This is a genomic window from Leptospira vanthielii serovar Holland str. Waz Holland = ATCC 700522, from assembly GCF_000332455.1.
Lineage (GTDB): Bacteria > Spirochaetota > Leptospiria > Leptospirales > Leptospiraceae > Leptospira_A > Leptospira_A vanthielii.
Genome location: NZ_AOGY02000001.1, coordinates 1 through 5,380, shown reverse-complemented (window position 1 = coordinate 5,380; position 5,380 = coordinate 1). Strand labels below are relative to the sequence as shown.

The 5,380-nt window shown below is 33.4% G+C and carries 4 protein-coding genes; all 4 read left to right on the top strand.

Annotation, left to right across the window (positions count from 1 at the left end; all coding sequences use genetic code 11):
- Positions 1-33 precede the first annotated feature (33 nt).
- The 4 genes from LEP1GSC199_RS00025 (at position 34) to LEP1GSC199_RS00010 (ending at position 4,027) form a co-directional block, all read left to right on the top strand.
- On the top strand, positions 34-954 hold the full coding sequence (locus LEP1GSC199_RS00025) for a hypothetical protein (protein ID WP_002975828.1): 921 nt from the start codon (positions 34-36) through the stop codon (positions 952-954).
- A 281-nt stretch (positions 955-1,235) separates the two neighbouring features.
- Positions 1,236-1,478, top strand: a complete 243-nt coding sequence (locus LEP1GSC199_RS00020) for a UPF0175 family protein (RefSeq protein WP_002975826.1) — start codon at positions 1,236-1,238, stop codon at positions 1,476-1,478.
- A complete protein-coding gene (locus tag LEP1GSC199_RS00015; RefSeq protein WP_002975829.1) occupies positions 1,471-1,929 on the top strand; it encodes a PIN domain-containing protein in 459 nt (152 codons plus the stop codon). Before LEP1GSC199_RS00020 ends, LEP1GSC199_RS00015 begins: the two co-directional genes overlap by 8 nt.
- Before the next feature lie 1,135 nt (positions 1,930-3,064).
- Positions 3,065-4,027 carry a hypothetical protein gene (locus tag LEP1GSC199_RS00010; protein ID WP_039925590.1) on the top strand — a complete coding sequence of 321 codons (963 nt, stop codon included), beginning with the start codon at positions 3,065-3,067 and terminating at the stop codon, positions 4,025-4,027.
- The last annotated feature ends 1,353 nt before the right edge of the window (positions 4,028-5,380 follow it).

Genomic DNA, 5,380 nt, shown 5'->3' with positions numbered 1-5,380 from the left:
ACGCCACGTATAATCAAAAACTAACAAAAATTAATGAACAATGAAAATATCTTCATAAAATCAAAAAAAGAATTCGTTGAATTCATTAACTCTTTAATTGAAAACCCAGATAATCTCGATAATTTATTAGATTATTACCATAATGAATATTTGGAAATAAAAATTATATACGATTTTTTAATGGAAATTTATTATGAAATAGAATTAAACGATGAAATCGAAATCTTTTTAAGGGAACTGGTTCTTAAATTTTACACAAGTTACAATACAATTAACTTAATCGGAAATTTCAAGACCAAAGTTTTCGGAAATAGACTAGTTCTTGATGACAATTCTATCGGTGCAATTCTGAGAATAATGCTAGAAATCAAATTGAAAATAGTTTTCATTTTCGAAAATTTCAATAATAATAACAAAATCACTAAATTCAGATTTTACATTTTGAAATATTGTGACATCAAAAATTCCCAAAATAATCTTATAAACTATAAAAATAACGAAATTCATGACCAACAACTAACTGAAATTTATGCGCTCATCAAATCGAATGATGAGTATAAAACACTATCTAAAGAATCTATAAACGCTATTAAAAAGGGAAACTGGGCAAAATTTCATAATGGTTTTCTATTTCCTAACTCCAATGTTAACAATAGCATAATAGCATCGTTTTGGTACTCTCATTTTTCAACTTTTATACATACAACCTTCACAAGTTTAAACTTTAAAAATTTTCTTTTAAATGAAAAATCACGTCATGAAAACAAACTAATCTATTTTGGTATGGCCTCTTTTATAGGCAAAGAAATTCTCATTTTATTAGATTCAATCAAAAACGAAGCTTTAATTAAAACTAATTACGATTACAATCTTAACCTAAATGAAAAATTCGAAATTTGGAATCAAGAAATCGAAAACAATAAAATTTTCGAATCAGAATTGAGAGAAATATAGTCACACTGCAAATAACAGCGACTTACCGCTACGCTTCGGGACAAGCCCTCGCTCGGGCTACGCCAAATTGTCCTCCTGTCACTCGTTTGCATCCGCAAACTACGTGCCAGTCCCTAACGTCCCTTCGGGACTCAGGGTCGGACAACTTCGGTAAGTCTAGTTCGTTATGCGTAATTGCTGCAAAACATTAGTTTGATCAAAAAAACTGAAATTTTCAGAAGATTCAGTCACAACTAAATGAAAAATTGTTTGATTTTTGCTTTTCTAGAACAAAAATTGAGATGTATCCAATCATGAAATCACTTAGTTTTCAAATCCCTGATCAAATAGACCTAAATGAATATGATTTCAAAATGGCTATGGCTGTTAAATTATATGAGACGGGTAAAATTTCCATTGGACAAGCGGCTGATATCGTTAACCTATCGAAGTCTTCTCTAATTGATGTGATGAAAAACTATGGCTCTTCTATTCTATTTGCATATTCTGCTGATGATCTTAAAACTGATTTAGAGAATGCCTGACGTTATCTCTAACACAAGTTGCTTAATTCTTCTTTCGAAAATCCAACAATTTGGCATTTTAAAAAGCTTATATAATTCAGTAATCATTACTGATACAGTTAAAACTGAATTTGGCGAAAGTATTCCTGACTTTATAAAAGTCAAAAATCCTAAACAAGAATTTTCTGTTAAATCTCTTGAACAGATTTTAGATAGTGGCGAAGCATCGACTATTGCTCTGGCACTAGAATTAAAAAACTCTCTCGTAATATTAGATGACTTAAAGGCTAGAAAAATCGCAAAGAATCTTGGATTAAAAATAACAGGAACTCTCGGGATTTTAGCAAAAGCGAAAACCTTAGGTATAATAGAAGATTTAGAGAAACAAATTGATGAACTTCAGAGGAAGGGAATCTGGATTTCCGAATCTGTCTTAAACGAAATTCGAAAGATAAACAAATCAAATAATTAAAAGCAGCAACTACGCATAACAGCGGGGAAACGCTTCACTTCGGCACTTACGGCCTCGTTCGGGCTACGCCACATTCCTCTCCGTCACGTCTCTTGCCTCCGCAAGATTCGCGCCGACGCTAACGCCTCCTACAGAGGCTCAGCTTCGAGGAACGTCGTCTCCCCTAGTTCGTTAATTGCAATAGGTTAAATCATACAAAAATAACGCGCGAAAATTTTCTTTAGAAGGGGTTGAGGAATTAATATAAAACTGCCTTTTAGTAGTGGAAACTCTACCCAAATAATCTTTTATTAAACTGTGATTTGCTAAAGAAGGTAATTTTCTCATTAAACTAAGAAAGATGAGTTTTTAATTCACTAGTTCCAATCTAGATTTATAAGAGAAGAAAGAATCGGATCGAAAATTTTCGCGCTTGATGAGATTTCCCTTTCGACTAATATCTTTTTCTGCAGAAACCTACTGCAATTAACATCCGCTTACCGCTGCGCTTCGGCACTTACGGCCTCGCTCGGTCTGCGACACATTCCTCTCCGGCACGATTTTTGCCTCCGCAAATATCGCGCCGACGCTAACGCCTCATACTGAGGCTCAGCTACGAGGAACGTCGGTAAGCTTTTTCGTTAATTGCAATTGGTTAATTCTATTCAAAAAAACCAGCGCGCAATTTTTCTTAAAAGGTGAAAGTCCAACTTTGCTCAATTCAATAATAGATATTTATATCGGTTTTATTACTTTGTTAATGATTCAGGCGTTTTAAAGAAAAGAATAAGAATTAAGAGATTTATTTCGCTACATTTCCTATTATTTTTTGGTCACGGTTTGCATGATGCAAAAATGATTGTCGCGCTTTGAAGACAAAGAATAAGAATGAAAATTTGCGCACTGGGATTTCAAACACTTCGTATTATTAGCAAATACAACATAAAACCAACTGCAATTAACTACCGCTAACCACTTCGCTTCGGGACTTCGCCCTCGCTTGGCCTTCGGCACATAGGCTTTTGTCACTCCTCTTGCTTACGCAAGCCTCGTGCCAATCCCTAACGCCTCCGTACGGAGGCTCAGGGTCAGCCTACGTTGGTTAGCTAGTTCGTTATGCGCTATTAGTAAAAAAAATTAAAAAAAAGGAACCATTATGAACAAAAAAAACCTTTTAATAGGAAATCTAAACTGCGTGTTTTTAAATAAGAAAATTAAACAAAATCTATTGGATTACTGGGATGAATTTGTTAAAAATATTTTTGTTTCCGATTATTCTCTCGGTCGATTTCCTCATTTTTTACTAAAAGATGTAAATATAAAATATATTTCAAAAGATGAACCTGCGATTATTGGGAAATTCGTAAAAGATACAGTTTTAGAAATTGAACAGGTTTTAATAAATAATACTCTCGTTGAAAAGGATGAAAGCTATCAGACTGCACCTAGCTCTCTTTTTATATATCTGCTAAAAAATCATACCCTCCTTTACCTGGGCGAACACAGAGGGTATCCCCAAATAAATACATTTGTCAGTTTTTTGAAGAGAGGCATCAATAGAGAAAAAGCGAAATATTTCAAATCATTAAGTACAGGAAAAAAAAGAGAGGAAAAGATTAAAATATATGAGAATTTTCCAGACTTATACATAAATTTCACTCCGATGCCGATGAGAAAAAAAATTGAAGAGCAATTTAAAGGAATTAAGAAAATAAAAAAAATCAAAATAAATCAATTTTTACAAAATGGAGACTTTAATGCGTCAAGTTTTGTAGGTGATAACAAAGAAATATTGAAATATCTCAAAAGTGAAAAAATTGGTTTCGAAGTAGAATCACCGAAAGATACAGAAAGTGCTATAACTCTGATAAAAGAAATATCAGAATCAAACGAAGCAAATTTTACAGTAGACGGAATCACAGAATCAGGAATCAATCAAACTATATCGGATGAAGGTATTAAATATGTTCAGCCAATTGAAGACTATGATCCGACTGCTAAGACCATTGATAATGCAGCAAAAATATATTCAAAATATTCAGAAGATTTAGATTTGAATGAAATACCTAGAATAGAGCAAAAGAATTCTGATGAAATGATAAAGAAAGCTTTTGATTAAATAGATGGAATTAATATCAGATAAAACATTCAAAAAGTATTATTCAGAAAGAAATTTCTGGATCGTTTGGATAAAATCATTATCACTAATAAACAACAAATTTTTTATTATACTATATTCGTTATCCAATACAATCTTTATCACTTTTTTTCCTTTTGAATTCCCTTTTGACTTTGCAAATCTATTTAAAAACCTACAGAATATTCTCTTTACTTTCTCGATCACAGTTCTTGGCTTCTTCCTGATTTCATTCACAATTGTTGCTTCCATATTAAACACTAAAGGGATATTCAAACACTTTAATGATGATGAAAATACTTATAAACAACCCCTAATCAAAGTTCTTCTTTTATACTTTATAACTCCGATCGGTTTTTTCATCTTGAACTTGATTCATTCTTTTATATTACTGATATTTCAAATATTTGACCTAAGTCATTTAAATTCATTTCACCTTTTTTACTTCCTATCTAAAATTTCACTGTCCTACTTAATTATTATTCTTTCCCTATCTGTTCTAGAATTAGTATCATATTTTTATAATATATACCAATTTCTTTCGTTATATTTTTTTCTAGCGAGTAAAGATTATGAAAAGGGACTGATTGTTGCAGGGAAAAGCAAAGACACGTTTTCGCCTTCAGAAAAAAATGATTATGAAAATATCGACAAAAATGTACAAAATGAATTAAAGAATCAGAACTAACAGCGCATAACAGCGCCTTACCGCTACGCTTCGGCACAAGGCCTCGCTCGGCCTGCGGCAAATTCCCCTTCTGGCATTCGCCTTGCTTACGCAAGCTACATGCCAGTCCCTAACGTCCCGTCGGGACTCAGGGTCGGGGAACTTCGGTAAGTCTAGTTCGTTAATTGCAATTGGTTAATTCTATTCTAAAAATCCAGCGCGCAATTTTTCTTAAAAGGTGAGGGTCCAACTTTGCTCAATTCGATAATAGATCTTTATATCGGTTTTATTACTTTGTTAATGATTCAGGCGTTTTAAAGAAAAGAATAAGAATTAAGAGATTTATTTCGCTACATTTCCTATTATTTTTTGGTCACGGTTTGCATGATGCAAAAATGATTGTCGCGCTTTGAAGACAAAGAATAAGAATGAAAATTTGCGCACTGGGATTTCAAACACTTCGTATTATTAGCAAATACAACATAAAACCAACTGCAATTAACTACCGCTAACCACTTCGCTTCGGGACTTCGCCCTCGCTTGGCCTTCGGCACATAGGCTTTTGTCACTCCTCTTGCTTACGCCACGTATTCGTGCCAATCCCTAACGCCTCCTCCAGAGGCTCAGGGCCAGCCTACGTTGGTTAGCTAGTTCGTTATTTGAAATTG

Coding starts and splice junctions, on each gene's coding strand:
- LEP1GSC199_RS00025 (WP_002975828.1), top strand. CDS start 34: ATGAACAATGAAAATATCTTCATAAAATCAAAAAAAGAATTCGTTGAA.
- LEP1GSC199_RS00015 (WP_002975829.1), top strand. CDS start 1,471: ATGCCTGACGTTATCTCTAACACAAGTTGCTTAATTCTTCTTTCGAAA.
- LEP1GSC199_RS00010 (WP_039925590.1), top strand. CDS start 3,065: ATGAACAAAAAAAACCTTTTAATAGGAAATCTAAACTGCGTGTTTTTA.
- LEP1GSC199_RS00020 (WP_002975826.1), top strand. CDS start 1,236: ATGTATCCAATCATGAAATCACTTAGTTTTCAAATCCCTGATCAAATA.